The organism is Rhodococcus sp. DK176 (assembly GCF_038447315.2).
Lineage (GTDB): Bacteria > Actinomycetota > Actinomycetes > Mycobacteriales > Mycobacteriaceae > Rhodococcus_F > Rhodococcus_F jostii_A.
In genome coordinates, this window is record NZ_CP118321.2 from 3,329,163 (window position 1) to 3,355,623 (window position 26,461).

At 63.9% G+C, this 26,461-nt stretch carries 25 protein-coding genes and 2 pseudogenes; 15 read left to right on the top strand and 12 right to left on the bottom strand.

The annotated features are described in order from the left end of the window. The first annotated feature begins 93 nt into the window (after positions 1-93). The gene (locus tag PSR88_RS15715; RefSeq protein WP_009475837.1) at positions 94-1,347 is read left to right on the top strand and encodes a CaiB/BaiF CoA transferase family protein; all 1,254 of its coding nucleotides are present in this window, start codon (positions 94-96) and stop codon (positions 1,345-1,347) included. Between the two features lie 151 nt (positions 1,348-1,498). Here PSR88_RS15715 and PSR88_RS15720 read toward each other — a convergent pair whose 3' ends face one another. Next, complete coding sequence (locus PSR88_RS15720; RefSeq protein ID WP_009475838.1) at positions 1,499-1,651, bottom strand: hypothetical protein; 153 nt, start codon at positions 1,649-1,651, stop codon at positions 1,499-1,501. Between the two features lie 542 nt (positions 1,652-2,193). On the opposite strand from PSR88_RS15720, the gene PSR88_RS15725 reads away from it, so the two are divergent. From PSR88_RS15725 to PSR88_RS15735, 3 genes are all read left to right on the top strand, one after another. Then, positions 2,194-2,394, top strand: a complete 201-nt coding sequence (locus PSR88_RS15725; RefSeq protein WP_005264727.1) for a tautomerase family protein — start codon at positions 2,194-2,196, stop codon at positions 2,392-2,394. 330 nt (positions 2,395-2,724) lie between these two features. Further along, entirely contained in the window at positions 2,725-3,525 is an 801-nt protein-coding gene (locus tag PSR88_RS15730; RefSeq protein WP_016882111.1) for a crotonase/enoyl-CoA hydratase family protein, read from the top strand. Between the two features lie 220 nt (positions 3,526-3,745). Beyond that, on the top strand, positions 3,746-3,961 hold the full coding sequence (locus PSR88_RS15735; protein ID WP_016882110.1) for a hypothetical protein: 216 nt from the start codon (positions 3,746-3,748) through the stop codon (positions 3,959-3,961). 212 nt (positions 3,962-4,173) lie between these two features. Here PSR88_RS15735 and PSR88_RS15740 read toward each other — a convergent pair whose 3' ends face one another. Further along, the gene (locus tag PSR88_RS15740) at positions 4,174-5,217 is read right to left on the bottom strand and encodes a YncE family protein (RefSeq protein WP_029539020.1); all 1,044 of its coding nucleotides are present in this window, start codon (positions 5,215-5,217) and stop codon (positions 4,174-4,176) included. Positions 5,218-5,422: 205 nt separating this feature from the next. Here PSR88_RS15740 and PSR88_RS15745 point away from each other — a divergent pair, with 205 nt between their 5' ends. Genes PSR88_RS15745 through chrA form a run of 3 tightly spaced genes read left to right on the top strand, consistent with a single transcriptional unit; the run spans position 5,423 to position 7,821 of the window. After that, positions 5,423-5,932 carry a Chromate resistance protein ChrB gene (locus tag PSR88_RS15745; protein ID WP_016882108.1) on the top strand — a complete coding sequence of 170 codons (510 nt, stop codon included), beginning with the start codon at positions 5,423-5,425 and terminating at the stop codon, positions 5,930-5,932. After that, complete coding sequence (locus tag PSR88_RS15750) at positions 5,929-6,360, top strand: chromate resistance protein ChrB domain-containing protein (protein ID WP_011595738.1); 432 nt, start codon at positions 5,929-5,931, stop codon at positions 6,358-6,360. The genes PSR88_RS15745 and PSR88_RS15750 overlap by 4 nt, the downstream gene beginning before the upstream one ends. 57 nt (positions 6,361-6,417) lie before the next feature. Further along, the gene (gene chrA, locus PSR88_RS15755) at positions 6,418-7,821 is read left to right on the top strand and encodes a chromate efflux transporter (RefSeq protein ID WP_011595739.1); all 1,404 of its coding nucleotides are present in this window, start codon (positions 6,418-6,420) and stop codon (positions 7,819-7,821) included. A gap of 250 nt (positions 7,822-8,071) precedes the next feature. On the opposite strand, the gene PSR88_RS15760 is transcribed toward chrA, so the two are convergent. Beyond that, positions 8,072-9,433 carry a cytochrome P450 gene (locus PSR88_RS15760; RefSeq protein ID WP_081437439.1) on the bottom strand — a complete coding sequence of 454 codons (1,362 nt, stop codon included), beginning with the start codon at positions 9,431-9,433 and terminating at the stop codon, positions 8,072-8,074. Positions 9,434-9,524: 91 nt separating this feature from the next. On the opposite strand from PSR88_RS15760, the gene PSR88_RS15765 reads away from it, so the two are divergent. Next, complete coding sequence (locus tag PSR88_RS15765; protein ID WP_016882107.1) at positions 9,525-10,145, top strand: TetR/AcrR family transcriptional regulator; 621 nt, start codon at positions 9,525-9,527, stop codon at positions 10,143-10,145. A 342-nt stretch (positions 10,146-10,487) separates the two neighbouring features. On the opposite strand, the gene PSR88_RS15770 is transcribed toward PSR88_RS15765, so the two are convergent. Next, entirely contained in the window at positions 10,488-11,732 is a 1,245-nt protein-coding gene (locus tag PSR88_RS15770; protein WP_016882106.1) for a PucR family transcriptional regulator, read from the bottom strand. Between the two features lie 133 nt (positions 11,733-11,865). Here PSR88_RS15770 and PSR88_RS15775 point away from each other — a divergent pair, with 133 nt between their 5' ends. Together PSR88_RS15775 and PSR88_RS15780 are read left to right on the top strand one after the other, a co-directional pair. Further along, entirely contained in the window at positions 11,866-13,419 is a 1,554-nt protein-coding gene (locus PSR88_RS15775) for an aldehyde dehydrogenase family protein (RefSeq protein ID WP_016882105.1), read from the top strand. Between the two features lie 24 nt (positions 13,420-13,443). After that, complete coding sequence (locus PSR88_RS15780) at positions 13,444-14,271, top strand: SDR family oxidoreductase (RefSeq protein ID WP_016882103.1); 828 nt, start codon at positions 13,444-13,446, stop codon at positions 14,269-14,271. Between the two features lie 517 nt (positions 14,272-14,788). Here PSR88_RS15780 and PSR88_RS15785 read toward each other — a convergent pair. After that, on the bottom strand, positions 14,789-15,880 hold the full coding sequence (locus tag PSR88_RS15785; protein WP_237726894.1) for a glutathione-independent formaldehyde dehydrogenase: 1,092 nt from the start codon (positions 15,878-15,880) through the stop codon (positions 14,789-14,791). Positions 15,881-16,273: 393 nt separating this feature from the next. On the opposite strand from PSR88_RS15785, the gene PSR88_RS15790 reads away from it, so the two are divergent. After that, entirely contained in the window at positions 16,274-16,570 is a 297-nt protein-coding gene (locus tag PSR88_RS15790; RefSeq protein ID WP_009480791.1) for a putative quinol monooxygenase, read from the top strand. Between the two features lie 179 nt (positions 16,571-16,749). Here the strand turns inward: PSR88_RS15790 and PSR88_RS15795 are convergent, their stop codons facing one another. Together PSR88_RS15795 and PSR88_RS15800 are read right to left on the bottom strand one after the other, a co-directional pair. Next, positions 16,750-17,190, bottom strand: a complete 441-nt coding sequence (locus tag PSR88_RS15795; protein ID WP_157180104.1) for a MerR family transcriptional regulator — start codon at positions 17,188-17,190, stop codon at positions 16,750-16,752. Positions 17,191-17,594: 404 nt separating this feature from the next. Next, a pseudogene (locus tag PSR88_RS15800) lies at positions 17,595-17,927 on the bottom strand (cytochrome P450); the annotation flags it as partial. Between the two features lie 466 nt (positions 17,928-18,393). Between PSR88_RS15800 and PSR88_RS15805 the strand changes: the two are divergent. Then, on the top strand, positions 18,394-19,308 hold the full coding sequence (locus tag PSR88_RS15805; protein ID WP_342338255.1) for an LLM class F420-dependent oxidoreductase: 915 nt from the start codon (positions 18,394-18,396) through the stop codon (positions 19,306-19,308). Between the two features lie 71 nt (positions 19,309-19,379). Here PSR88_RS15805 and PSR88_RS15810 read toward each other — a convergent pair. Next, positions 19,380-19,806: pseudogene (locus PSR88_RS15810) on the bottom strand (SDR family oxidoreductase); the annotation flags it as partial. A gap of 64 nt (positions 19,807-19,870) precedes the next feature. After that, positions 19,871-20,617, bottom strand: a complete 747-nt coding sequence (locus PSR88_RS15815) for a hypothetical protein (RefSeq protein ID WP_237724048.1) — start codon at positions 20,615-20,617, stop codon at positions 19,871-19,873. Between the two features lie 819 nt (positions 20,618-21,436). Here PSR88_RS15815 and PSR88_RS15820 point away from each other — a divergent pair. Then, a complete protein-coding gene (locus PSR88_RS15820; protein ID WP_157180154.1) occupies positions 21,437-21,796 on the top strand; it encodes a hypothetical protein in 360 nt (119 codons plus the stop codon). Between the two features lie 93 nt (positions 21,797-21,889). Continuing rightward, a complete protein-coding gene (locus PSR88_RS15825) occupies positions 21,890-22,105 on the top strand; it encodes a hypothetical protein (protein WP_016882099.1) in 216 nt (71 codons plus the stop codon). A gap of 1,130 nt (positions 22,106-23,235) precedes the next feature. Here the strand turns inward: PSR88_RS15825 and PSR88_RS15830 are convergent. The 3 genes from PSR88_RS15830 to PSR88_RS15840 all read right to left on the bottom strand — a co-directional run bounded on the left by PSR88_RS15830 (position 23,236) and on the right by PSR88_RS15840 (position 25,350). Beyond that, complete coding sequence (locus PSR88_RS15830; protein WP_037196800.1) at positions 23,236-23,583, bottom strand: cupin domain-containing protein; 348 nt, start codon at positions 23,581-23,583, stop codon at positions 23,236-23,238. A 114-nt stretch (positions 23,584-23,697) separates the two neighbouring features. Continuing rightward, the gene (locus PSR88_RS15835) at positions 23,698-23,853 is read right to left on the bottom strand and encodes a LysR family transcriptional regulator (protein ID WP_083853081.1); all 156 of its coding nucleotides are present in this window, start codon (positions 23,851-23,853) and stop codon (positions 23,698-23,700) included. Between the two features lie 165 nt (positions 23,854-24,018). After that, entirely contained in the window at positions 24,019-25,350 is a 1,332-nt protein-coding gene (locus PSR88_RS15840; RefSeq protein WP_037196806.1) for a flavin monoamine oxidase family protein, read from the bottom strand. A 797-nt stretch (positions 25,351-26,147) separates the two neighbouring features. On the opposite strand from PSR88_RS15840, the gene PSR88_RS15845 reads away from it, so the two are divergent. Continuing rightward, on the top strand, positions 26,148-26,456 hold the full coding sequence (locus PSR88_RS15845; protein WP_016882094.1) for a hypothetical protein: 309 nt from the start codon (positions 26,148-26,150) through the stop codon (positions 26,454-26,456). Positions 26,457-26,461 lie beyond the last annotated feature (5 nt).

A 26,461-nucleotide genomic window follows, 5' to 3' on the forward strand; every position in this document is an offset into this window, starting at 1 on the left:
CCACTCCCTGTTCAATTGGATGCCTAGAGGCTTCATGATTCACCTTCCCCCTCGGCCGGCCCGACCCTTCAATACCCACCAGAATGAGCAGCCATGACCAACTCGACAGTCAACGCCCTTTCGGCCGACGCCTGGGACGCCTCTTCCAATTCAGCCGCGCTGCCTCCGCGGACTGGCGCGCTCACAGACATTCGCGTCGTCGACCTGTCGCGGGTGCTCGCCGGACCACTGTGCGGGCAGATGCTCGCTGACCACGGTGCGGACGTAACGAAAGTAGAGCCACCAGCCGGCGACGAAACCCGCGGTTGGGGCCCGCCGTTCGTCAGAGAAGACCACAGCACGTACTTCGACGGGCTCAACCGCAACAAGCGCAACATCAGCGTCGACCTACGAATCGAGGAAGGACAGCAACTCCTGCGCCGAATGCTCGCCGAGGCCGACGTCGTGATCGAGAATTTCAAGGCCGGGACGCTCGAGAAGTGGGGCCTGGGCGACGAAGTACTCGCCGCGGAGTTCCCGCGCCTCGTACACTGCCGGATCACCGGGTACGGTACCGACGGGCCGCTTGGTGGCGCGCCCGGGTACGACGCAGTGCTTCAGGCACTGTCCGGGCTGATGAGTATCAACGGCGAAGCTGACGGCGAGGCGATGCGGATCGGGATCCCGCTGGTGGATATCATCACCGGCCTCAATGCGATGAACGGCATCCTCATGGCGCTGCACGTGCGGCGCGAGACCGGGCGCGGGCAGCTTGTCGACCTCGCGCTGCTCGACAGCGCGGTGTCGATCCTGCACCCACACGCCGGCAAATGGTTTGCTACCGGCGTCGCGCCGGAACGCACCGGCGTCGCCCATCCCACCATCTGTCCTTACGAGACGTTCATCTGCAGTGACGGACCGTTCTTCATTGGTGCCGGCAACGACCGGCAGTTCCGGTCGCTCGCCAACGCGTTGGACGCTCCCGGGCTCGCCGAGGACCCACGGTTCACGACGAATACCGATCGTATGGCGAACGCAGTACAGCTGCGCAAGGTCCTCGGCGGACTCATCGGCGGTTGGCAGCGCGAGGCCCTGGCCGCCGCACTTCGACTGGCCGGTGTTCCCTCGGGGGCCGTGAACAACGTCGGGGAGGCACTCAACCTTCCGCAGGTGCGGCACCGAAAGATGGTGATCGAATGCGACGGGTACCGAGGTGTCGGCGTACCAGTAAAGCTGTCCGAGTCCCCCGGTTCGGTGCGATTCGGCCCTCGCCACCGCGGCGCCGACACCGACGCTGTTCTCGCCGAGCTCGGATTTTCCGAGAACGAGGTTGCGTCTCTACGCGGCTCCGGGGTATTGCCGGAGTAGCGGGGCCGCAACACCCGTGAATTCCGTCATTCGGGGGCGTTCCGAGGACGGCATACCGATTGCAGCACAGTGGTTACGAACTCCGGTCCGTTGTCCATCCGCAATACCAGCGGCGGTCCACCCCACAGCGCGAACGCCTTGTCCAACTCGATCAAAGCGAGCCATAGCACCGGCCTGGAAGTAAGCGATCATCGAAACCTTCGTCGCCCCGCACTGCCCATTCGTCGTCCCCGTCGAAGACACCGAGCAGCACCGCATGCTCGGGAGGCTCGAAGTAGCGGTCGGAGTACGGTTCCAGCAGCACATGCTTCTCCGTGAGACGAACCTGCCCGAGCCCGTCGACTCGCAGAAGTCGCGCCGTCGGCCACCCCTCCCGCAGCGCCTCGGCGTCGTCGCGCAGTGCGGCGGGGCGGTCGAGGCCACTACGCGAAGTCGCGGCCAGTCGCGATCGAGCTCGATCATAGATTCACACCCAATCTCGTAATGGTGCTTCACAATTGCTCAGAAAAATCATGTTCGTGCCGCGCGCCTTCGCCCATCAACTCTGAAAGCCACGGAGGGCTCGCCTTCCAGGCACCGTACCTACCGACGCGTCATCAACGCGGTTATTTCACAGATGATCTTATCCACAATGAAGAACGGCTATCTGAAACTTACTTGACTACAAGCTAAGTGACACAACGCACCAACCTTGTATCATCATATTCGTTGCACCCCAACCTTTTTAATCGATACTCAAGGCTGTTACCCTTGGCCGTGGCACGGTTCCCGCCGATCAACTGATCTCGATTAGCGAAGTGGTTTGTCGAGTGCCTTTCCCCAACAAAAACCCTCAAGGAGCACGCTATGCCGCTGTTGCATGTGACCCAGACCCCCGGCCAATCCGCCGAAGCGAAGCGTGAGCTATTGAAAAAGCTGACCGCTGCATACGTGGACGCGACAGGAGCGAAACCGGCAAGTGTCTGGGTGACGATCGAAGAAGTGTCGAAGGACGATTGGGCCATCGGCGGTGAGACTCTGACCGAACGAGCCTCGAAGCCGGCCTGACCGACTTTCGGCGAGCGACTCCGACTTCTCGTTCGGCCACCTCGGTCGCGCGAGAGGCCGGAACCCACCCTCGGTTCTCACTGAACGTCGGCGCCCCCGATCAACTGGAGTGGTGCCCTCCGCTCACCTGCTGAGCGGAGGGCACCACGTCGAGAAACTCGTCGATGCCATCAAATGTTGCGGAAACGGCGTAGTCGGCGTTGCCGTCCTTGATTCCGAGATCTCGGCCGTGCCGATACTGAACAATCTGCGGACTGCAGCCGAAGTCGGGACCGACAACTACAAGTCAGTCATCGTGACTGATTGACCCTCACACAAGGAGCAACTTTCATGGATGATCCCGTTCTCGTCCAGCACGACGGTGTTATCGAGACCTGGACAATCAATCTGCCCGAAGAACGCAACCCGATCTCCGGCGAGGACGTGATCGACGCGCTCGTTGCGTGCGTGGCCGCTGTCAATGCCAGCCATGAGACCAGAGCAGTCATCGTGACGGGCGCCGGTTCCGCGTTCTCGGCCGGCGGTAACGTGAAGGACATGGCGGAAGGCCGCGGGCTCTTCGGAGGCAAGCCTCACCAGCAGCGCGAGGGCTATCGGAAGGGAATTCAACGTATTCCTCGGGCGATGTACAACTGCGACGTCCCCCTGATTGCGGCGGTGAACGGACCCGCAGTGGGCGCCGGCTGCGATCTCGCGCTCATGTGTGACATGCGGATCGCCTCCGACACGGCCTTCTTCGCCGAAAGCTTCGTCAAGCTGGGCATTATCCCCGGGGACGGTGGAGCGTGGTTGCTGCCACGCGCGATCGGCGCGGCCCGCGCTGCCGAGATGACGTTGACCGGGGACCGCGTCGACGCGGCGACTGCACTGGAATGGGGGCTGGTCTCCCGGGTCGTCGCCCCGGAGCAGCTGCTCGACGAGGCGCGCGGGCTGGCGGAGCGCGTAGCGGTCAATCCGCCGAACTCGGTGCGGATGGCAAAGAAGCTTTTGCGTGAATCCCAGCATCTGAGTCTCGATAGTTTGCTCGAGTTGTCCGCTGCCATGCAAGCGCTGTCCCATCACACCGCCGACCACCGGGAGGCCGTCAGCGCGTTCATGGAGAAGCGTCCGGGTTCCTTCACAGGTGAGTAGCACCTGAATCGCTCGAGGCTGCGTCGGTATCACCGGAGAATGACCGCCCAGCCGCCCGCGAGCACAGTATGAGAACCACGAACGAGCAGATCTATCACCGCCTGACCCAATGACATGCGATGGCCGTGGAGGCAGTCGTTCACGGTTCTAGACTCGAGGTGCGATGGAGGTGCGCGATGGACAACGGATCCGTCCTGCAAGCCCATGACCTGCGGCCGCCGTGGGGGCTCACGGCGGCCGCAGCCGGCTGTGTGGCGGTGGTCCTGACCTCACGCTGCAGGTGCTGGTCGTCGCCGCCGTACTCGCCGGTGTGGCGATCCCGGCGTTCCATCGCACACGTTGTCGCCCGTTGGCGGCCCGGTGCCGCTCGATCCGCGCCGGGTTGTGCGTGCCCGCGATCCCGTTGTCGGTGCTCGTGCTCGTCGATTCGCTCTGACCGGCGCCGGAACCGCACACTCCTCCCATGCAGCAACTCCTCGCGGACAACGAACTCGCCCTCACCGTCGTGATGTGCGTGGTCGTGGTGGCGCTCGCCGCCGCCGCGGTGCCCTGCCCGCACAGCTTCCGGCTTTTCCTCCGCGCCTTGGCCCGCCGAGCGTCGATAGATTCCCGCCCGCATCCCGTCGAACCCTCAGGGGCGCTAGCCGGTCAGGTGGTTGGTGCGCGTTCGAGGAGTGCGGGACGCCCGTGGTCCCCGGACGGGATCGGGTAGAAGGTGTGGTGGGTGGTGGGGTCGACCACCACGACGTGCGCGCCATCGGCGAGGTGACCGGACCCGACCTCGGTAAGGTGTCCGCCCTCCTGGTCGAACACGCTGACGGTGCCGCTCTCGGCGGCAACGTAAAGGCGGTGCGCCCCTTGGTCGTAGGCGAGCACATCTGGTTGTCTGCCGACCCCGGCGGCACCGGCGGTCTTCCAGGTCGCCAGGTCGACGGTGAGCAGGGTGGCATTGTCCTCGCAGGCAACGAACGCGAGCCGTGCCGGTGGGTCGAGGGCGAGGCCGTGGCCGCCGCGGCATCCAGGTGTCGGAAGCCTGCGGATGACGGTAAGGGTTTCGGGGTCGATGGCGGCGAGATCGCCCGTGCCTTGGACCGCGACGAGCATCTGGTCGGCGACCGGGTCGTAGGCGACGTTGCCGACGTCGCCGCCGAGGTCGACTGTGCCGCGCACGTGTGCGGTGGCGGCGTCGATGACGGTCTCGGTGCCGCCGGATTCGTTGGTAGTCCACACCGCACCGCGTTTCGGGTCGTAGGCGATCCCGTCCGGGTAGTCACCGGTGGGGGCCTGTCCGAGCACGGCGGCAGTGTCTTCGTCGAGGAGGACCAGTCGATTGTCGCCGGTGGCGGTGACGTAGACCCGGCGCAGCTCGGGGACGACGAGGACGCCGTGTGCCTGCGGCAGGTTCAGGATCGTTCGGACGACCTGCTGGGTGTGGACGTCGACTTCGATGACCTCGCTGGCGCCGAGGTGTGCAATGAACAGCAGTCCCCGCTCGGAGTCGAGACTGCCGTAGTCGAAGCGTGAATTGTCGCCGGGAAGGGCGATCTCCGCGACCGGGCGCAATGGCAGCGGGCCACTCTCGGGTGGTGTCGACCGGGACGAGCACGCGCCGACCAGGATCGACGCCATAACGAGTGCGGGCAGCAGCCAGGCTGGTCTCGGTCTGCGCCGGTCACCGGTACGGGTGCCCATCCCAGCTCCTGTCTGCTTCCTGACTGGTCAGGTTCCGGGCGTGACGTGGGTGGCCGCCTCTTCGTCGTCGACGGCCTCGAACACGACGGCCACTTTCACGGTAACCACGGTTACAGTCCAGTGTCCAGGTGCGCGCCCAAGTCGCCCCACCGGCCCGCGAACCCACGGATAGACATCGCAGTGAAACCGTGGTTACATCACGGTTGTGGAACCTGAACCGGCACCGGACGAGCGACCCGACGAGTGGGTGATGCTGGCGTATCGCATCCCCCGCGAGCCGTCGACGCCGCGGATCGCGGTGTGGCGCAAGCTCCGCAAGTACGGGGTGTTCCAGCTCGCCGACGGCGTGGTGGTGCTGCCCGCCTCGGCCCGCACCCGCGAGCAGTTCGACTGGGTCGCCGAGGAGATCGTCGAGGCGCACGGGCAGGCGGAGGTGTGGACCGCCGCCCCCACCACCCAGAACCAACAGGACCGGATGCGGGCGAAGCTCTCGGCCGATCGGGCCGCCGAATACGACGAGATCACCGACGCCGCCGAAGCGGCACGCTCACTGCCCGACCCCGACGGATGGACCAAGAAACTCACCCAGCTGCGCCGCCGGATGCGGGAGATCGACAAACGCACCTTCTTCCCGACCGCCCAGCGGGACGGCGCGGAGGCCGCGTTAAAGGGGCTGGCGACCGCCCGGCCCGCGGAAACGCAGGTGCCGCAATGAGGTGGGCGACCCGCGCCGGGATCCACATCGACCGCGCCGCCTGCGCGTGGTTGATCCGCCGCAATATCGACCCGGACGCCAAATTCCTGTGGGTGACCGATCCGGCGGACGTCCCGGACGATGCGACCGCGTTCGACATGCGCGGCGTCGAACTCTCGCACCACCACGGTGATTGCAGTTTCGAGACGATCCTGCGCCGCTACGAACTCACCGACCCGGTGCTGTGGGTACTCGCCGAAATCGTGCACGAGGCCGACATCGACGACGGAAAGTTCGACGCCCCCGAAGCCCCCGGCCTGGACTCGGTGCTGCGCGGGCTGTCGTTGACCGGCACCGACGATCAGACCCTGGTGGTGGCGACCCGCATCTTCGACGGGCTCTACGAATTCCATCGCCAACGTGTCCTGTCCGGCCGCGAACCGTCCTGACCCCGATGCGACCCGACCATCCTGCCCCGCCCTGACTTTCATGTTTCGGAGACCGACGTGAGCAGTAACGAACCCACCACCCGCGCCACACCGGCCCCCACTTCCCGACGCCGCGACTTGATCCCGCTGCGGCAGGCGAGCTGGGCGTGGTTTCTGATCTCCCTGCAGACTTTCGGTGGTCCGGCCGGGCAGATCGCGGTCATGCAACGCACCCTCGTCGACGAGAAGCGGTGGATCGGGCAGAAACGGTTCCTGCACGCCCTGAACTACTGCATGCTGCTGCCCGGCCCGGAAGCCCAGCAGCTCGCCATCTACACCGGGTGGCTGCTCAACGGCACGATCGGCGGTCTGATCGCCGGGGTGTTGTTCGTGCTGCCCGGGATGATCGCGATGCTCGGACTGGCCGCGATCTACGTCGCGTTCGGGGCCACCACTATCGTGCTGGCCATCTTCGCCGGCATCGCCCCCGCCGTCCTCGCCGTGGTCGTGCAGGCCGTCACCCGGGTCTCGAAGCGGGCGTTGACCCGGCCCGCGCACGTGGTGATCGCGGTCTGCGCATTTTTCGCGTTGGCGCTGTTCGCGGTGCCGTTCCCGATCGTCATCGCGGTGGCCGGGTTTGCCGGCTGGCTCATCGGCCGCCGCACGCAGGGCGCCGACAACAGCGGCACAACCGAGAAGGACACTGACGAGACGCCGCCGCTGATCGCCGACGACGCTCTGCACGCCGACGCCCCCAGCCTGCGCCGGGCGGTCCTCGTGCTCGGTGTCGGTGTGATCGCGTGGGCCGTTCCGATGGTGGCTGTGGTGGTGTTCACCGGCCGGCACAGTGTGTTCACCGAACAGGGGATGTTCTTCTCCGGCACCGCTTTGGTCACTTTCGGTGGCGCCTACGCCGTCCTGGCCTACGTTGCCCAGAAGGCGGTGGAGACCTACGGCTGGCTCACCCCCGGCGAGATGGTCCGCGGTCTCGGGCTGGCCGAGACCACCCCCGGGCCGCTGATCATGGTGGTGCAGTTCGTCGCGTTCCTCGGCGCCTACCGCAACCCCGGCGACCTCGACCCCTGGGTCGCCGCGACCATCGGCGCGCTGCTGACCACGTGGGTGACGTTCGTGCCGTGCTTCGTGTTCATCTTCCTCGGCGCCCCCTACGTCGAGCGGCTCCGCAACAACACCCACCTGACCTCCGCGCTGAACGGCATCACCGCATCGGTGGTCGGAGTGATCGCGAACCTGGCCCTGTACTTCGCCGTCCACACCCTCTTCGCCGACGCCTCCCTGCTGCACTGGGGGCCGATCCACCTGCTGGTGCCCGACCTGAGCACGATCCGCCCGGTCGTCGCGGTCATCGCCGTCCTCGCCGGGGTGATGATCTACCGGCTGAACTGGTCCGTGCTGCGCACCCTCGGGGTCTGCGCCCTCCTCGGCCTCACCGCCGGCCTGGTCGGGCTCCCCGTCACCTGACCTGCGCCGCCTCCCTCACACACGTCGAATGCGCGACACCGCCCGCGCCAATGGCCAGGTAGAAGTTGATACCGCCCCGATCAGCGGCTCGTTTCCCTCGTCGATGGCCCCGCCGCAGGCTTTGTGGGCGCACCGACAGTTTCCGGCGAAAAACGGGCTGAGGTGGGGATTCCTCCACAGTGCCAACACAAGGGCTCGGACTCCTAGCTTAGCTAAAGCTAAAGGGTCCGGCAGACCACCCCAGTTCGCCTCAAGAAGTAGCGAGCAAACGCAGGTCGACAGGTTGTCCGTCTGAGGGGAACGGCAAGGACGTGAAGTTGAGTGGGGCGACGTAGTCGGCGTCGACGTGCCAGTCGAAGCGCAGGAGGAGGTGATGCATGATTGCTTTGATCTCGGCGCCGGCGAAGTGCATTCCGAGGCATTTGTGCACGCCACCACCGAAGGGCTCCCAGGCATATCGGTGCACCTTGTCTTCACGTCGATGCTCCGCGAAGCGTTCGGGATCGAAACGCTCGGGTTCGGGCCAGTACTGCGGCATGTGGTGGGTGAAATGTGGCACCACCGCCGCGTAGGTTCCCGCAGGCACGAAGTGCCCTTGCACCTGGGTGTCGCGAACCGCTCGGCGCGCCATGACCGGCACCGGAGAGACGATCCGGAGGCATTCCTTCATGACCAGATCGAGGCTGTCCAGTCCGTCGAGATCGGCATAACTCGGCGCCGGGGTCCCCAACGCGAGCGACTCCGCCCGGCATCTGTCCTGCCACTGCGGGTGTTGACCCAGATACTGCATCATCGTGGAGATGGTGATCGTGGAGGTGTCGTGCGCGGCCATCAGGAGGAAGATCATATGATCGACCACCTCGTCGTCGCTGAAGCGTTGCCCTGCTTCGGATTCGATGTGACAGAGCACGGAGAACAGGTCGTCCGTTTCGTGTGATCGACGCGCCGGTAGGTATTGCCGGAAGAAGTCTTCCAGGACTCGGCGTCCGTCTAGTCCTCGCTTCCACCTGGTCCCCGGGACCGGATAGCGGACCACCGAGGTTGCCGCCTGCACGCAATCGACGAAAGCCTTTTTCACCGAGGAAATCTCGCTCTCGGTAGACCCTTCCGCGCCACCCATGAAAATGTCGGTGGCGAGATCGAGAGTGAGCGCCTTGAGCGCCGTGTAGGCGCGGAATCCATTGGTGGGAGTCCAGGCGTCGAGCGCCGAATCGATCGCCGGGTTGAGAACGTCGACGGTATTCTCGAGGCGCGATCGGGTGAAGGCTTGCTGCATGATTCGACGGTGTCGTAGATGTTCTTCCGAATCGAGAAGCATGAGGCCACCGTGAAAGAAGGGGCCGATCAGCACCGACCAGCCGTCACCGTTGACGAATGCCCGATCTTTGTTCTGCAGCACTTCCTGGCATGCGTCGGGTCCGAGGACTGCGACCCAACGCCGACCGACCATCGAGAACCAGGAGACCTCGCCGTAACGGTCCCAATGCTTTTGCATCAATGCGAGTGGATCTCGGATGTATTCGAGTACGTGCCCGACGCCGGGCAGCCCCGATCGCCCCGAGACCGGTTGCAACTGCGACTGTGCGGGTGGAACGGCCAGGATCTTGGACATGACGAACCTCAACTCCCGTCTCATCTGACAGCGCGTCCTGTCAGATGAGCGTAGTCTGCGCCATCGAGATCACGTCTGTCAATATCGATCCATGACTCCCCCTACGCCCCGTCGATACGCTGGCCTGAGCGGCGACCAACGTGCAGCACTGCGCCGCGACAGTCTGCTCGAGGCGGGATTGGACGTGTTTGCAGCCACAGGTAAGGGCGGCGCCACCATGACCGCCATCTGCGCGCACGCCAAGTTGACGGAGCGATACTTCTACGAAAGTTTCACCAGCAGAGACGAACTCCTGCAGAATGTCCTGGACGGCATCGCCGACGAGGTCCGTCAGGCCGGACTGGATGCGCTTCGAGCGAGCACCGGGACGATCGAACAACGCGTACGAAATGCCATCGCATCGTTCGTCACCATCCTCACCGAAGATCCACGCAAGGGACGTGTTGCGATGATCGAATCCGCCGCGTCCGAACCTCTGCGCACCCACCGACGCGCAGCACTGCGGGGCTTCGCTCAGATGGTGGCGGACGAAGCCACGCGCATATACGGAGACCGAGCGTGGTCACCACATCAAGGTGAAATCAACGGACTGCTGTTTGTGGGCGGCTTGGCCGAGCTGGTCACCGCGTGGTTGAACGACGAGATCTCCATCACGCCCGGCGAGATCGTCGATGCGGCAACATATCAATTCACCTCCACCGCACACCGATGAGGGGCGCGGTGCTTGGGCTCGTAATGTTGGCCACGGGACACGGACGCGTTGTTCGAGATCGTCGTCAGATCCGGATCGAAGAAGGTTCCCGACTGGACTACGCCACCGATGGGTGACGGTACCCACATTGATGCCATGGGGGCAGTTCGTCGGCCAGAGCGAACGGCAGATTGTGCAATCCGGCTTTACCCATCGAGGCAGACGCCTCGATGCACAGGAAAGTCAAGGTCCTGACGCTGCGACGAAATGCTGTACACGCGGCTACCCAACACTTGCACTGTGCGGCATCGATCAGTGTGTAGGGCCAGTGCTTGGGGCGCACTCGCCGACGGAGGCGCCTTTTCACTCCTTCAGAACGACCGGACCGTAGGTGTCGGCGTATTCGAGCGCGAGTTCCAGCTTCAGCCTGTTCGGTCCGACGGGGCAGCCGAGCAACTCCTCGGCGCGCTGGATGCGGTAACGCACGGTGTTCTTATGCACGCCGAGCGCCCGAGCAGCCGCGTCCGGACTGCGGTTCACGGTCAGATAGCCGCGCAGCGTGCGACGCAGCATTGCGGAGGCTGCATCGGTACCGTCAAGGCCGCGCAGTTCACGGGAAACCAGCGCCCTCGCCGCGTCGGGATGGCCGTCGAGCAGGTGGACAATTTCGACGTCCGCATAGCAAATGAGCTGAGTCTCGGCCGGTCGAGATTCCGAGATGCGTTGAGCAGCAATAGCTTCAATGTGACTTTGCCGAAATCCCTGAATTCCCTTGCCCGGGTTACCAATCGCGATCCGGATCCCGGCCGGGATGCCCGGACCGATGTCCAATGCGGTGAGATCCGGCTCGACTTCCGCCGCCAGCCATGCCCAGAGCCCTCGCGATCCGGACGGCACAGTAAGCATTTGCCGAGCCCCGATCTTGGCCGCAACCGTACGGGCGGCGGAGTCCAGAACGCCGATCTCGTCCTCGGCCTGATTCGACTGTGTGTCCTCGAGCCACAGCACAAGTGCGGTGTTATGCACGAGCAAGGGGTAATTCAAACGATTCGAGGCTGCCACGGTATCGGCGATCTCGCCTCGGATGATCGCCTGCACCGTTTCTGCCTGCCGGGCGAACGCGCCGCTCAATCCCCGCTCTCGTTCCTCACTGTAGGTATCCGCGAGTACCTCCAATGAGACGTTGAGCCAGTGATTCGCCCGCTCCAGTAGCCGAATCAGGACTTTCGGTTCCAATACCGGGTCGGTGATGCGCTCACTTGCTGTTTCCGCGGCGAATCTCAGCAGAGCTTTCTGGCCGACCCGGTAGATCTGCATCAATACCCTCAGATGCAGGCCCCGTCGGGCGATTGTGCGCGCGAGACCATGTGCGGCGGGTGGGAGGTCCACCTCCGCGGACTCTCCGGTGAGCCAGACCAGCAGTGCGCGCCCTTGGTCACGGGTGCTGGCTTCGAGGTCCCGTCGCAACTCTCGGTCCGCGGAAACCTCGGGAACCTCGGCCACTATCACGGCGTCGAACCTCGCGACGAGACCATCCAGGGTTCCGGGCACCAGCGCCTCCGCAGCGAACTCCCGGAGCCAGGCAAGCACCATGTCGTCAGCGGACACGTCGATACCTCCTTCTAATTGGACCCGGAGCACAAATGACGAGGGCCCAATTGGCTGATTTCGCTAAGAAACGTGCGGTTCGGTTGTGCAATTCTAATAGGAAGTGTCGTGCATCATAGGAGGCGGGGTTCACATGAGATCCGGAAGCAAGGCGCACACGAGGTGCGACGACATCGACGTGCACTGCCCCGCCGACGGCCGCCTGGTCGCGCGTGTACCGGACGAGAGTTCCGAGGCAGTGACCGATGCCGTCCGTCGACTGCGCGCCCACCAACCCGAGTGGGAAGCGCTGGGGCCGAAAGGAAGGGCCATGTGGCTGCGGAAGCTGCGGGACTGGCTTCTCGACAATGAGCGCCACCTCATCGACGTGCTGCGGTCCGAGACCGGGAAGCCACGCGCCGAAGCAGCCATCGAGCCTGCGCTCGCGTGCGACCTGATCAACTACTTCGCGGACAACGCCGGCAAGTTTCTCGCCGACGAGCGGGTGAAACCGCACGGGCCGCTGTCGATGACAAAGCGACTGATCAAGACCGTCCGCCCCTACCCGGTGGTCGGTGTGATCACCCCGTGGAACTTCCCGCTCGCGATGCCGGCGATGGACATCATACCGGCGCTGCTCGCTGGTGCGGCGGTGCTGCTCAAGCCGTCTGAGGTAACGCCGTTGTCAGCCGTCGAACTAGCTCGGGGATGGTCGGAAATCGGTGCACCCCCGGTCTTCTCGGTACTCACTGGCCGCGGCGACACAGGTGCAGCGGTAGTGGATTCGGTGGACTTCGTGCAGTTCACCGGCTCCACCCCGACCGGTCGAGCGATCGCCGTGCGGGCCGCAGAGCGGCTGGTGCCGTGCAGTCTCGAACTCGGCGGCAAAGATCCGGCCATCGTGCTGGCGGATGCGGACCTGGACCGCGCGGCAGCCGGAATCGCTTGGGGCGGACTGTTCAACGCCGGACAGGTGTGCGTGTCGATCGAACGCGTTTACGTCGAGGCGCCCGTGTACGACGAATTCGTCGCGCGACTGGTGGCACTCGTCGGCTCGCTCCGACAGGGTGACGACGGCGACGGGTATCGGATCGATGTCGGTGCGATGGCTACACAGGCCCAGCGTGACCTCGTTGCCCGACACGTCGACGACGCTGTGGACGGCGGCGCCACGGCGCTGACCGGCGGCAAGGCCGGGAGCGCTGGCACCTTCTTCGAGCCGACGGTCCTCGTCGACGTGAACCATTCGATGGCCTGTATCCGGGAGGAGACGTTCGGGCCCACGATCCCGGTGGTGAAGGTCGCCGACGCCGACGAAGCCGCGCGCCTGGCCAACGATTCCGAGTACGGCCTGTCCGCGACGGTGTGGTGCGGAGATCGGGCCCGCGGCGAGGCGATCGCGCGCCGGCTCGAAGCCGGCGCGGTGAACATCAACGACGCCTTCTCCAACCTGTTCGCGCTGGGGTTACCGCACGGGGGATGGAAGCAGTCTGGTCTCGGCGCGCGATTCGGTGGTGAGTATGGAGTTCGGAAGTACACCCGGCAGCAGGCGATCACGGTGCCGCGCGGACCCGCAGTGAAGCGGGAGTTGCTCTGGTATCCGTACGCGCCCGGCCGCGGTCGTCTCGTCGGCCGGGTGCTGCGGGCCCTCGTCGCGCGCGACCCGCGCCGCCGCCTGTCCGTGACAAGCCGCTCGAACTCCCTGTAACGACGACAGAAGGACAGAAGGAAAATGACACAATCTCTGCACGGTCGCGTCATCGCGATCACCGGCGGTGCCCGCGGAATCGGGTTCGCGACCGCCACGGCCCTGACCAGGCTCGGCGCGAAGGTGGCGATCGGGGACATCGACGACGTCAAGCTGAAGGAGTCCGCGACCGAACTCGGCCTGGTCAGCTACCGGAAGCTCGACGTGACGGATGCCGAATCGTTCGGGGCCTTCCTCGACGACGTGGAAGCAACGCTCGGACCTATCGACGTGCTCGTAAACAACGCCGGCATCATGCCCGCCGGCCGAATCGCGGACGAGCCCGATGCGGTCACCCGCCGGATCCTCGATATCAATGTCCTCGGGGTGATCACCGGTTCCAAACTGGCTGTTCGGCGAATGCTGCCGCGCGGCCGTGGGCACGTGGTCAATATCGCCTCACTCGCAGGCGAAATCTACACACCAGGGCTGGCCACCTACTGCGCAAGCAAATATGCGGTCGTCGGCTTCACGGACGCGGCCCGGGTGGAGCACCGCGGAACGGGAATCGAGTTTTCCGCGGTGCTCCCGTCTTTCGTCAACACCGAGCTGACTGCCGGCACCAAGGGACTCCCTGGACTCAAGAACGCCGAGCCGGAGGACATTGCGCGCGCCATCGTGGCATTGATCGAACGCCCCAAACCGAAGGTGCGGGTGACCAAGCTCGTCGGTGCCCTCGCCGCGAGTCAGAAGTTCTTCCCTCGTCGGATCAGCGAAGCGCTCACCCGTGCGCTCCACACGGACAGAGTGTTTCTGGAAGACGTCGACATCACTGCCAGGCAGGCCTACGAAGAGCGGGCTCGTCACAGCTGAGCAGACTTTCGGATGCAGGTCACGAAGTCCCGGCCATGGGACGGCTACCCGTATGCGCGCCGACCTCGACCAGGCCAGACACCCGGTCGAGTCGGTAGCTGGCACGGGCAGCCATCCCAAGGCCCGCATGGACCGGGCCAGACGTGGTAAGTCTGCCGAGCGGACGATGACGGCCGATAAGCATGAACCCACTGAGCTGACGCAGCTCACACCGACCCGAAGCGGGGGAACCCTGACGATCCATCCCCGCTTCTGCTCAATGGCGCCCGTTCCGACCTGTACCGGCGGCCGCGAACGCCCGCTCCAGATCGTTCGGGGTGCGATTGACGACCGAAAGCAAAATCATCACCGGACGGGTCTCATGCCGAGCTGGCGGTTATGCAGAGAGGTCGGCGAGTTCCGGTCAGCGGCCGGCTTTCGAGACACGCCGGTGCGGGTTCGGCATTCGGGACGCCCGCCGAGGGAAAACCGGCAGTCCGAAGGCAGCCTCGGCAGCACCCGCATGAGCAGACGGGCCTCACGGATGCAGTACGACCTTGGTCCATCCGTCGTCGCGGGCATCGAAATGCTGGTAACCGGACTCGGCCTCGGCCAGTGGCAGTTCGTGGGAGACGATCCAGGACGGCTTGGCACGGCCCTGGTGGATCAGGTCGCGCAGCTGCCGGTTGTAGTGCTTGACGTTGGCCTGCCCGGTTCCGACCTTCTGCCCCTTGAACCAGAATTTGCCCATGTCGAAGGCGATCTTGCCGTGGCGTTCGAGTTCGTCGGGGCCGTTGCGGTCCTGGGGCAGGAAGATCCCGACCACCCCGATGTGGCCGGTGAAGCGCACCGAGTCGACGAGCCGGTTCATCGTCATCGCGGCGTCCTCGTGACCCTGCGGGTCGTGCGCCTGATAGCCGACGCACTCACAACCCTTGTCGGCACCCTGCCCGCGGGTCTGTTCCAGGACCTGCTCGACCGGGTCGCCCTTCGAATCGTCGATCGGAATGACGCCGATCTGCTCGGCGAGCTTGAGCCGGTCCGGATGCCGGTCGACGATCATCACCTTGCTCGCGCCCTGGATCATCGCCGAGTACGCCGCCATCAACCCGACCGGCCCGGCCCCGTACACCACCATCGAATCGCCGGGCTGCATGTCCGCGAGGCGGGTGCAGTGCCAGCCGGTGGGAAAGATGTCGGAGAGCATCACGTAGTCGGTTTCCTTGTCCTGGGCATCCTCGGGCAACCGCAGACAATTGAAGTCGCCGAACGGCACCCGCAGATATTCCGCCTGCCCGCCCCAGAACGGGCCCATCCCGGCGAACCCGTATGCGGCGCCGGCCATCTTCGGATCCGGGTGCACCGTCAGGCAGAACGCGGTCAACCCTTCCTCGCAGTTGCGGCAGAAACCGCAGCCGATGTTGAACGGCAGGCACACCCGATCCCCGGGTGAGACCTTGACCACCGCGTTGCCGACCTCGGCGACGATCCCCAGGTTTTCGTGACCGAGGACCATCCCGGGCTCGAGGTCGGTGCGGCCCTCGTACATGTGCAGATCCGACCCGCAAATATTGGTGCTGGTGATCTTTACCAGCACATCGGTCGGCTGCTCAATCCTGGCATCGGGCATATCCTTCACATGAACCTCACGTGGCCCGTCGTACACAAGCGCTTTCATCTCGACTCCCTGATGCTGCGTTTCCCGGTGGATCCCGGCCCGGCGGCCACAGGCGATGACATGTGAGCGACCGAATGAATCGTGCCGCTGGGGCAGACGCGACAGCGCACGGAACTGAAAACAACACCAAAACGTTGGCACACCACCATGTTTCGCGTCACAGCCGATAACAGCGGGCGCATTCCAGGCGTCGCATTCCATCCACCATGGAGTCTCCTCTTTCGGCTCCACGATTACTAGGGGTGAGATCGGTTTCCTTGATTGGTGGGCTCGGGGGCTCCTTCCCTTCACCGGTCGATGGTGTGATGCTGGACCATGTCCACCACCTCGAACAGGAGACCCGACATGGCCACCAAGGCGCTGCTGGTCCGACTCGAAGCCAAACCCGGCAAGGAAAGCGCGGTCGAGGAATTCCTCCGATCGGCGCTGCCACTCGTCGAACAGGAGCCCGGCACGAAGCCCTGGTTGGCGGTACGGTTCGGCCCCTCGACGTTCGGCATCATCGACGCATTCCCCGACGAGGCCGCCCGCGACACACATCTCAATGGGCCGGTCGGCAAGGCCCTCGGCGAACGCGCCGACGAACTCTTCGCTGCGCCGCCCGAAATCAGCTACCTCGACGTGCTCGCCGACAAGCTCTGAGCCGCCGAGTCCGCCGAACCTGTCGAATCGTGGTACACAACGACGAGACGAGCGCAGCCTGACACCTCACCGCCCCCCCCACCACACTCCCCGGACAGCCCGTTCCCGCAAAGGCCCGAGGTGAGGTCGCCGAGCGGATCGGGCGGCTTCCGCGGAATGAACCTCGGGGCGGCGGCGTGTCAGCCGGATGCGGGGCCTGGCTGATCCGACGTGGTGCGGGGGGTGTGCTGGAGTTCAGCGTTGATGCGTCGGGCCTCGGCGAGTTGGTCTTCCAGGATGATGATGCGGCACGCGGAATCGAGCGCGGTGCCCTGGTCGATCAGTTCGCGGGCTCGGGCGGCGAGACGCAGCTGGTACCGGGAGTAGCGGCGGTGGCCGCCCTCCGAGCGCCCGGGGGTGAGCAGCTTCGCGGCGTCGAGGCTGCGCAGGAATGCCTGTGTCACGCCGAGGATCTCGGCGGCGTGACCCATGCTGTACGCCGGGTAGTCCTCGTCGTCGAGCTTCCCGGCCGCGCGTCGGTCGGGCGAATCTTCCGGAATGGGGTGACACCTTTCCAACGGACAGGGCCCCCGGCGCCGTGAGGCACCGGGGGCCGGAGCGGGTTTCACTTCCTTGTTCACTGCACTTCTTCCGGCTGTCGGGCCCGCCCGGCAGCCGCCGGATATGCCGGGGCCTTACACACTCACATCAACCCTTGACCGGCACATCCTGGTCTTGCGTTACTTCTCTGCGGGCAGTTCATTCTCTCCCGCACCTCGTGAACTCTTTCCTTGCGACGAGAGGAACTCTACAACGGCGACGCCTCAATGTCTACAGTCACCACTACAGATATTCTGGAGCGGTTGACCGGGGATTTCACACCCGGCAGCCGACTTTTCTGTCCACGTCGGCGGCCGCTCGCTCGACGGACCGGCTCTCGTTGATCGATGACGGACGGCGAAGTGGCAGTCGCAGTAGGCGTCGAGATGTCCGCTTCCTCAGATCAGGTGTGGTCGTCCCCGTAGGTATGTCGCCGCGATCAGCAGAGCTGGGCCCCGAATCCGTCGTCGCTCAGCACGTCGCGGGTGCACTGGGCGTCGACCCACCCGGACAGCTCGCTCACCCGCGGGCGCCCTTGTCGACGAGGCTGTTGACCGGCCCGAACGCGTTGAACAGGTGGTCGCCGTAGGACAGCAGGTTCTCCCGGCCCACCTCGGGGATGCCGACGGCGTCGGGGAAGACCCGTAGCGGGAACGCGGCCGCCAGCGCGGGAACCGTGTCGAAGGTGGTTGCCGTCTCGAGCACCTGATCGACGAGGACCTCCGCATCCACCAGCCAGCATGCGCGCAACTTTCTGCAACGCCTGCGGGCCGAGGACCTAGTGCCACCAGTTCATGTACCTCGGGTCCGCGACGATGGCACCGGGATGATCACCACCACTGACGGTGAATCGCTGACCGGTCTGTTCTTCGGACCATCCTTATTCGCTAGCCACATCCTCACGTTCGAACGCAACGTCGTGAGGTCTCGACGGCTTCGGATCCCTGCCGGCGAGGGGCCGGCGGCGGGGTCGATCCACGTGGGTGGCGCCGCGGCGATGATGACGATCCTCCGGGAGCTGCAGAGGGGGTCCGTCAGATCCTGGGTGAGGTCTGCACTGGTGTGAACTCAGGCTCCTGTTGTGTACTGGAAGCAGCGGTGATGTGGATGTGATGCCGCTTCGAGCAGCCAGGCCCACCCAGCGACTCCGGGCGCGACCGGAACCAGCCCTGCGGTCGCCGACCCAGGCCACCCACCGACCACTGATCCCGTTGGATAGGCGACCCGACGAATGGAGAACCGACATGTCCGCAGATAGAAGTGTGCCCCCGACCGGAAGGGACACCGACCGCGTGCGGATCGGTGCGGTCTACCCGCAAATCGAGCTCGGCGGGGACCCCCGTGCTGTGCGGCGATTCGGCACAGCAGTCGAGGATCTGGGTTTCGACTACCTACTCGCCTACGACCACGTCCTGGGGGCCGTGCACGCCGACCGGACACCGCCCCTGACAGGGCCCTACACCGAACACGACCCGTTTCACGACCCATTCGTCATGTTCGCCTTCCTGGCTGGAATCACCGAGCGGATCGGTTTCTCTACCGGCGTGCTGATCCTGCCGCAACGCCAAACCGCTCTGGTGGCGCGGCAAGCCGCCGACGTCGATCTACTCTCCGGCGGCCGGTTGCGGCTCGGTGTCGGTGTCGGCTGGAGCCCCGTCGAATACGAAGCCCTCGGCCAGGCCTTCCGCACCCGGGGAGCCAGGCAAGAAGAACAGATCCAGCTGCTGCGCCAGCTGTTCACCGAACCGGTCGTCGAGTTCTCCGGCCGCTTCGACCGAGTCGATCGCGCCGCCCTCACACCCCAACCGAGCCGGGCCATCCCGATCTGGCTCGGCGGCGCCACAAAGGCAGCGTTCGAACGCGCCGTCCGCCTCGCAGACGGCTTCATATTCTTCGGAGCGACCGGGATCGACACCGCTGTTGAATCCTGGCAAGAGCTGCGCGAACGCGTGCATGCAGCGGGCCGGCCGGTCGAGGATTTCGGCGCGGAATACGTCGTGCTCAGCCAGGGTGCCGACGCCGTCAGCACCGAGATCGCGGCCTGGCGCGCAGCGGGCGGCACCCACGCCGCCGTAGCGACGATGGGCTTTGGCCTCAACACCGTCGAAGCGCACATCGACTACCTCACCACGATCGCGGACACGTTGAACCTCACCTGACATCCGCAGACACATCACCCCGCCCCGCTGCGACATCGAACCAGCGACGAGACATCGCAGCTGGGACGTCGTCAGTGCATGTGGCTTCCACCGTTGATGTCGATGGTCGTCCGATCAGGTAGGCAGCATCGTCGGAAGACAGGAAGGTGATGACAGAGGCCACGTCGCGTGTGGTCGCGGTGCGTGCGAGCGGAATGCCCTGTGCAATAGCTTATTCCTGCTCGTCGGTGCTACCGACACGAATGTTGGTGTCCACCGCTCCCGGCGTGACAGCGTTGATCGTCACGCCGGAGTCTTCCAGTTGCGCGCAAGCGATTTGGTGAAGCCGAGGATCGCAGCCTTGGCCGACGAGTACGGCACCTTGCCGAACACTCCCCCGCCGCGCTGCGCGACACCGAAGACATCGTCACGATGCGACCCCAGCCCCAACGGGGCCACCGACGGCGCGCAGGCCCGACTCAGCGACCGGGTCCCATCAGCGTTCGACGCCGGCATCCGCGCCTATCCCGAAAGCGGATCGGTTACCGGAGCGGCCGGCGGAATCCATCCGTGGCCTCCGCTCCTACTCTGGACGTTGCCCCGGTCCCCGCTTATGCAGAAGTTCCGTATTCACAAGGTCGCTATCAACCGTGATCTGTTGCAGGGTCGCCGCCGGCCACGCTTCGAGCGAGTCAGTGTTCAGCACATCATCGATACATCGTGTGCTGCCGCCGAGATAGGCGCATGGAAAGTCGAAGTGTGTTGCCACGTACCAGGCTCGATCGTCTGGCCGCCACAAGTGAGCTTCCAGCCCGTGGAACGTGTCCGCTGCCCGGGCGACCGGCCCGCGCAGGAGGTAGTACCGGAAGCCCTCGACCGTGAGCTTCGGAACGTCGAGGGGGATGCCGGCGAATGCGGTGTTGCCTTTCCAGAACCCGAACCAGCAGTGTTCGGGAGTAGTGGTGTGCTGTGCGAGCACCTCGCTCAGAGCTATCAACTGCTGGGGCTGCCACGGCGGTACCGGGGATTCCGGGACGATGGGCGTCGACCGCACGTACCCTTCAGGAGAGAATTCGAGCATCGTCTCCAATTCCATCGACGCGTGCGCGATCGCGCCAGTGGCGCGGGCGACGTCCGCCCAGCGAAGCCAACGCTCGTACCCACCTTCGTCGACCGACTGCACCGGTTCTAGAACACGGCCGTAGGCCTCGAAACCGACGGGCACAAGCGATACCACCGTGTTCTTGCTGGCGGACTCGATTGCGTTGCGCACCCAATGCCCAGCCGCCACGTCGTATTGAAGGTCCGAATCCCGCCACACACTCGCCATACCCTCAGTCTCCACCGGTGGACGAATCACCACTCGTGTTCAAGCAACGGAGAGGACCGCTCGGTGGCGGCCGGTCGCGTTCGGACCCTTGGGCGACGGATTAGGCCAGAGCCGTATCCCGTTGCAGGAACCGGCACCCGGGACGAGATCGGCGCCCATGCCGACCCCCTGGCACGCGCGTAGGAGTTCTACGCGTATCCGAATTCGTTTCGCTACACGTGAACTAGCACCAGGAACGTGTACGAGAGTCCATAGATTGTGGCGCCCGCAAATACGGCCCAGCCGAACACGGCGAATGACCTGGCCTTGAGGTGAATCAATACTGCAACTGCGGCGGCAATCGCAGGCCCCACCACCACTGCGTTAAACATCCAGTGGCCCCCGATCACCGGCAGGGTGAGGAGTGACAGGGTCCATAGGAAGCACCCGGCGATGAACCCGATAACGCCCTGAAGAAGCGGCACAAGGCCCCTGGTCAAGGATCTCTTGGTCGGCTCACGCTCGCTTACCATGTCGACACCTTCTGTCTCCCTCTTGTTGGAACCTACTATCCGGGACTTGAGAGCGAGAGGACCTTTGTCGCCGATGACGGACCACCAGCGGGACGAGATCGGCGCCGAGCGCATGCCCGGCTGCCGACGACGCTCGTCCCGGAACGGGATCCTTGGGTTCGGACTAGGCTTCGTGGGCTTATCGCGGGCACCACTGCGACCCGTTCGGCCCGGTCCACGGTGACGACCTCCTGCTAACGTTTCGTGCAGGTCATGCAGTGTGCCTGCACGCGCTGGGCCGCTGTCGACGCCGACAGCTGGAGGAAAAATGAGTCTCCCTGAAAAGCCCGTCGCGCAACAAAGCTCGGTGACCGCGATCGATATCATGCTGGAACCTGACGCCATCATGTTGGAGCACGCGCGGGCAGTGAACGCCCGCCTGCTCGGTGTGTTCCCGCAGGGCTTCGGCCTGGATGAGGCCCACCATCCGCACATCACGGTGCTGCAGCAGTTCGTCGGCACCGCCGACCTCGACAACGTCTACACCGCAGCGGAAACGGCGTTCGCCGCCGAGAACCCCGCCACCTGGAAGGTGAGGGCGTTCAAGCACTACTACATCCCGGCCCCGCCCATCGGTCTCGCGGGCATCGTCGTCGAGCCCACCGAAGACTTGCTCAGACTGCAGTAGCGCCTGATCGATGCGATCTCGCCGTACACGGTCACGACGGGGACCACCGCCGCATTTGCGAGCGCCGAGCAGGGCCGCGACATCCAGGAATCCTTGGTCGAGTACGTCGCCAATTTTGTCGCGGACTCGGCGGCCGGAAAATTCAATCCGCACGTCACAACGGGAGTCGGGACGACAACCTATCTGGACGAGATGCTGGCGGAACCATTCGAGGCGTTTATGTTTTCACCAGCGGGAGCTGCGATTTACCAGCTCGGCACCTTCGGCACCGCCCAGAAGGAACTCAAGGTGCTGCCGTTGACCCGCTGAGACTTTCCTACCCGCGCGCACCATCTCGGCCCAGCGGGCGCGCATGGCCATGTCCGGATCCTGCCACACCTCATTGCGCACCGAAAAGCAGTCGATGACGTCAACGGCGTCCCCAACGGGGAACCATCACCGGGACGAGATCGGCGTCCCAGCGCATGTCCGGCAGCGGTCGGCCCTCGTCCCGAAATCGGATCGTTTATCGGTGAAGAAAGTCAGCGGTCGTCGCCACTGGGCTCATAGTGCGCCCAGTCGCCGTAGTGTGTGAAGACAACCCAGGACTCCGCATTCCATTCGAGGGCTCGTTCCGTACGCATGTACACGCAGCGGCCATGGCTCCGGGTCTGGGCGGGCGACTGGTCAGGGGAGCACATCTGATGGCCTTGATACGGACTCATCTCCCGTTCGTCGACGTGGAGGTACCTCCCATCGAGGTTTCCACCTTCGAACGCACATCTCATACGCCGACTCTATGGATGGACCAGACAGGAAGGCCAGCATCCCTATTCCCAACGCGAGCTGTTCAGAACCGGTGGGCATGAGCTTACGGTGGTGGTTGATTGAGCCCTGACCGGGACAGATCATCGAGGTGGTGCAGTAGACGGCGGCACCACCATGTCGCTATCCGATGTCAGTTGGCGTCGATTCTATCCATCTAGCTGTTGCTCTAGCCTCTGCAACCCGGGTGATGATTTTTGCGAACGATCCCCAGAAGGGATGCAGGAGGTCGGGCAGCGTGCGCGGCGGTCGAAGGCTTTGCAAGCAGCGAGCGATAGCGAAAATCAAAAATGGCACGTGCGTACTTCCTTCGGGTCTCACCTCTGGAGAGGCTTCCTCTCGGCCGGAGCGACTGCGGTCGAGAGGTCCTTCGAGGCACTGCTGGCGCCGACCCTGTCGGCAACGCGGCGCCTAGCGTTCCTTGGGTGTTGTGCAGGCGGCTTGATCGCCGAACTGCTGATATTCAGCTCTGACATCGTGTCCGCAGCCACGAGACCCAATACGGCTTTGTCGCCAAATGCGATCAATTGAAGCAACATGGGCATTCCGACAAGGAGGCACGCGTGTCGGTTCATACGCCATGATCGGACTGCGCGCCTGTCCGTGTCGGGCAATTCAAGCTTCTTTACAGTCGATCAGATCCAGCCTGGCCGGTCTTCGCCCTGCGTCACTAAGACTGTTGTGTCTTCTACTGCCATTTCGACGTGCGCGTAGCCTGGATCCAGAAAGTAGACGGAACCTGGCAAAGCATCGAAATCTTCGGTTCCCTCTTGCTGCACCCTCATACGTCCGTCCAGAACGAGGACCTGAACCCACTTGGTATGCGTGTGATTGTGGATTACCTGGCCCTGCTCCAGTTTGAAGAATGCCGATCGGACTTCGTAGTCTCCCTCGAAGATCGTGGCTTTGTCCATGATTGTGCCGTGCACATCGAGCCTGTTCCAGGTGACATCATTCACCGAGAGATGACGTAGTCCAGCCATTTTGTTGCTTCCTTCGTGTTGCGCTCGTTTACACGAGCCGACTTTGGACGAATGTGTGGGAGTGTCGCTTTGCGATGAAGACATTTTGGACGGAATGCAGCGTCGGTCCGAGTTTTAACAAGACCGCCTCCCCGAGGTCAGAACCATCCTGTTCCCTGAACACACGAGAAGCTGATCCCCACAGATGTCGCGTGCCCGGCCGAGTGCATGACTGACTGCAGGTTGGCTCATATGCAGCTGTACAGATGAGCGTGTGAGGCTTCGTTTCATGGAGAACCGAAGTTAACACGACGAGAAGGTTCAGATCGAACCCGCGTAAGCTGTTACCCTGCAACGTCATACGCTCAGCCTAGGTCGAAACTGTTCGGACCGAGTCTGCCTCCCTTCCTGTGCGGTGTGGATGTCGGTCACGTTCACCACACAGGAAGGGTCGAGTCAGACCCTCGCCGCTGCTACGGCTACAGGAGCCTCGACGTTCTGGTCTAGAATCTTTCTGGCAGTGACAAGTGCAGTCTCGACTGCGCCATCGACATATCCCAACCACGCCGAGGTGTAGTCGCTGCCGGCGAAAAAGATGTTGTTTTCTTCGTGCTGCAGCTCCGGAATTCCGGCGGCGAGCTGGCCGGGGCGAAGGTTGGCCCATGTCTCCCGGGAGAATTCGTCGTTGGTCCAGTCGTGGCCGTCGACCGCGATGACCTCGGCCTCCGGTAGCCATCGTCGAAGGGCATCCTGGATCGTGGGGAGGTCGTCGGGGCCGACCGTGGAGGCGTCAGGGCCGAAGGCAACAATGAGGCTGTCGCCGTCGACGTAATATTCAAGCTGGGCAAAAGTCAGCGGAGACGTGTCCGGGGCAGCCATGCCCACAAAAGGGTCGACTGTGCCACGAACTCGTGCCCACACCTTGACTCCGCGGGAAGCTTGTCCAGCGTCGACGATCTTCCGTTTGCCTGCGCTGAGCGGCGGGTCAAAATTGATTGTCGACAGTACGTTGATCGGCACGGTGACAATGACTTTGCCGGCAATGAAACTACGGCCGTCCTTCGTGTGTACTTCGACGGCAGTTTCGGTCGAACGCAAAGAAGTGACCTGAGTTTCGAGGTAGACCTCGGCTGAGGAATCATCTGCGATGGCTTGGGCCAGCGCGCGTGTTCCGCCGCGAATCTTGTAGGTCGACGCTGCTTCGAGTTCGGTGGCAGCATCCCACTGGCTGAGTGAGGTGATTCGGTAGGCGTGAGCAAGGCTGAGTTCGTCGCTCGGCGCTTGAAAGCCTGTTGCTACAAAGGCTTCGGTGATGATTCGGCCATCTTCTCCAACATCTAGGGAGGCCAATCTCTCTGCGATGGTGACTTCGTCCAGTTTCTCGACGGCGTCATGGTTGTGGAGAGGGGTGAACGGCCGTGGCATGAACCCCCGAGCATCCTTGGTCAGGTGTTCGAGCCCCTGAGTCAACGCCTCCAGGGCCGACCCCAGATCCACGGCACGGGGCCCGTCATCGGTGGCGAGTACGAAACATTCGGGTTCGGGGCTGGTATCCAACTGCAGTCCGTACCTCGTGATTTCCGACCAGACGTAGGGCTGCAGATTGTGGAACCAGGTTCCTCCAAGCTCGATATCGTGTCCGAGTCGATGATCTGTCCAGGTCCTACCGCCGATTCGGTCACGCGCCTCGACGATGAGAACGGACTTTCCACGTGCGCTGAGTTCCCGGCCGGCGACCAAGCCGGCGAACCCTGCACCGAGAATAACGACGTCGTATTGCTGAGTCATGTACACGCCTTTCGAGCGAGAAATTGGAGACCGCAAAGGAATTAACGGCTCAGGAGACCGTGAAAACCGACGGTCGGCATGGCGTAGCTGGGGCGGTCCGACTGCGCCGATGCGTGGTGAAGTGCTGCATCGACGCAGCAACGTAATCCGATCCGTCGTGTCAACGTCACCCTCAGTGAGGTCATCCACCGGTAGTTAGAGTGGCACGGATCACGAAACATGTCAATTGGAGAGTTTGCTCTCCCCGGGCTTCGAGCTCGCCGCCCAGTGAGGCACTTGGGGTGGGCGGTTTGCTGTTCCCGTCGGGCGGAGGTGATCAACTCGGATGCTCGCTCGCCGATCATCGCGGTCGGGGTGTTCGCTTTCCTCTTGACGCAGAGGGCATTGCATCGGCGACATTAGAGGTTGTCGAGGCCGTTTGCCTTCAGGTCGGGGAGGCGACGGCCAGATCATCGGTGCCCAATCCGGCACGTACCAGCGGTGCGGCAGGTCCGTGAGGCAGGAATGCCACACCCCCTGGCGCAACGAATGGGGCGCGTTCGAGGTTCTCCCCGGGGCCGGACACGGCCGACGATGACGCTGCGCTGGAGCGATGGGTGCGCCCGGGCAGCGCTCCCGGTCGTGGCAGAAGGGGTTGCGACGAGCGCGGGGCAGTGTCCGAGCTGCGTCGAGTCCGCCCGAAGCAATCCCACTTCAGTGGATTCGTGTCTGTCGCACTGGCGAACCGGTAAAGGTTTTTCGTATTTCGGGCGCTGGTGAAGTTCGGTAGAACTACGAGAGCCAACTGAGGAGTCGACATGCCGTATTATGCTGAGATCGTATGCTTTTCGCTGAATACAGACAGTGCCGCCTATCTCGCGCTTCGCCGTGATGCGATCGCAGAGGTGCAAAAGTCGCATCCCAAGCTGTTTGCGGTTCCGTTCACAGGCGCCGATGACAATGGTCGATGGGTCGACGTGTGGATTTACGAGACCAAAGCAGCCGCGGAGGCTGCCAACGCAGATGCGGAGAACCTGGCTGCCTTCGGCCGCCTGTTCGAGGTTCTCAGTGACGTGTCGATCGAATCGTTCGAGGTCGCCGAGGAAGCGATCGGAACACGCCTCTGAGTTCG